Below are 2035 nucleotides of genomic sequence, written 5' to 3'. Positions count from 1 at the left end.
GCATGACTCAGGGCAACGTGTCCCTACAGGGGCTCCACGAAACCTACTCCCAAATCCGCCGGGATCCGGCCGTGATAGAGGCACTGCGACCATGAACAAAACCCTGATAGCCTCCTTTCTTCTCATCGTCAGTGGTACTTGCCGGGCCGATGTTAACGGCTCACTGAACAGCTTCTTCGACGGGCTCGGTTACAGCAACGTCACTAACCCCTCATCATTCAAAGGACAAAGTGCCAATTACTACACGGGCGGCAACCTGTTTGTGCGCACCAAAATAGTCGATGCACAACTGGTCAGCCTCACGCAACCCAAAATCAGCGCAGGCTGTGGAGGGATCGACATGTTTTTGGGCGGGTTCTCCCACATTAATTCAGACCTAATCGTGCAGTTAGGCAAAAGCATTGTGGCCAATGCAAAACCATTTGCCGTGGATTTAGCCTTGCAGACCTGGGCACCGCAAATCAAGCAAATCCGCGATAACTTGCAGGCCATTGCGGATAAGTACCTTAACCAGTCGGTGAACTCTTGCGAAACCGCGCAAGCCAGTGTTTCTGCCCTCGCCGGCTTTGCAGGGGTCGGGAGTCAAAAGTATATTTGCTCAACCATGGGCACGCAGAACAACGCCTTTGCCGATTGGGTGTCAGCCCAACAAGAATGCGGCGCAGGCGGTCAGGCCAACGCCCAGCTTAACCATGCCAAAGCCGACCCAGCATTAAAAGACATGGTGCGAAAAAGTCATAACATCGTGTGGTCAGCCATCATGAAAAATGCCTTTTTAGCCAGTGATACCCACCTTGCTCAATTTTTGATGACGATATCCGGCACCTATATTTATGATGCCAACGGCAAGCCCCGTCATTATGGTTCGCTACTGACCCACAATAACAACCTCATCAATACCCTGCTTGTGGGAGGGAAAGCCAAGAGCTACACCTGTCACAATACCGCCGCAGACCAATGTTTGGCATTGACCAAAAACGACCTCACCATTGCCATCGATAAAAGCCTGCGCCATCGCATCCAAACCACGTTGGACACTATGGTGAATAAATTGCTCAGTGACACGCCATTAAGTCAGAAGGAGCAGGCATTTTTAGAATACACCTCACTGCCCGTTCTGACCTTCATGCGCAATGCACTGGAAGCCGGGCGCCCCCCCAACACCGCCGCGTATTCGACGGTGATCAGCGTGCAGTTCGTGACCCTCTATCTGCGCAACATGCTCACCATTACCAAAGAGTCGTTAGCAGGCACCAATAACGATCCCAAAGATATCGCCAGGGTTGAAACGGAAATCATCAATGCCAACCGCTTCTTGGATGGACTGGAAAACCAAGCAATGCAAAGCATCATTGCCGAGCAACAGCTGATTGAACAAAGCCGTGAGCTGCGCCGCCAAGTGACCGGGCAACTGTCCGCCAAGGCCCGTGCTAACTTACAATTTGGGAGTTAACCGCATGACATTAGCCGTCTATACCTACAGCAATGGGGACGTCGCGAAAGAAGTCTTCAATGCCATCGCCACCTTTTTTGCCACCAACAGCTTTGCCAGTATGCTGCAAATCTGCACCTTTTTTGCCGTCATCGCCACAGGGTTTCATTTTTTCATGACCCGGGATGCCAACGCTATCCCCAAGTGGGCGGCGGTCTATTTGATGGTGCCGTTATTGCTCATCAACACCAAAGTCGGGGTGCAAATCATTGATTTAACCGATCCAACAGGCAACTATGCGGTGGCCAATGTGCCCATGATTGTGGCGGGGCCGACTTACTTATCATCGACCTATATGTACGGGGTCACCTCCAGTATCGAAAGCATTTTTCATTCACCCGATGATGAGCAGTACAGTAAGACAGGCATGGTCTTCGGGGCCAAGTTATACAAGCTGTCACGCCAGAGCCAACTCGAAGATTCACAGCTCAAAGGGCACTGGGTGCATTACCTGCAAAGCTGTATTGTCGGGGACATTACACTTAATCAAAAATACACCTGGCAGCAATTGGCCAATACCGATGATATTTTTGATTTTTTGAC

At 50.9% G+C, this 2035-nt stretch carries 2 protein-coding genes; both read left to right on the top strand.

Annotation, left to right across the window (positions count from 1 at the left end):
* Positions 1-91 precede the first annotated feature (91 nt).
* A complete protein-coding gene (locus tag C9J12_RS29875) occupies positions 92-1453 on the top strand; it encodes a conjugal transfer protein TraH (RefSeq protein WP_107247087.1) in 1362 nt (453 codons plus the stop codon).
* 4 nt (positions 1454-1457) lie between these two features.
* Positions 1458-2035 (top strand): conjugal transfer protein TraG N-terminal domain-containing protein (locus tag C9J12_RS29870; protein WP_146150144.1); only part of this gene is annotated, 578 nt, incomplete at its 3' end.

The sequence above is a fragment of the Photobacterium frigidiphilum genome (genome assembly GCF_003025615.1).
Classification (GTDB): Bacteria; Pseudomonadota; Gammaproteobacteria; order Enterobacterales; family Vibrionaceae; genus Photobacterium; species Photobacterium frigidiphilum.
This window is presented reverse-complemented; position numbering and strand designations above follow the sequence as displayed.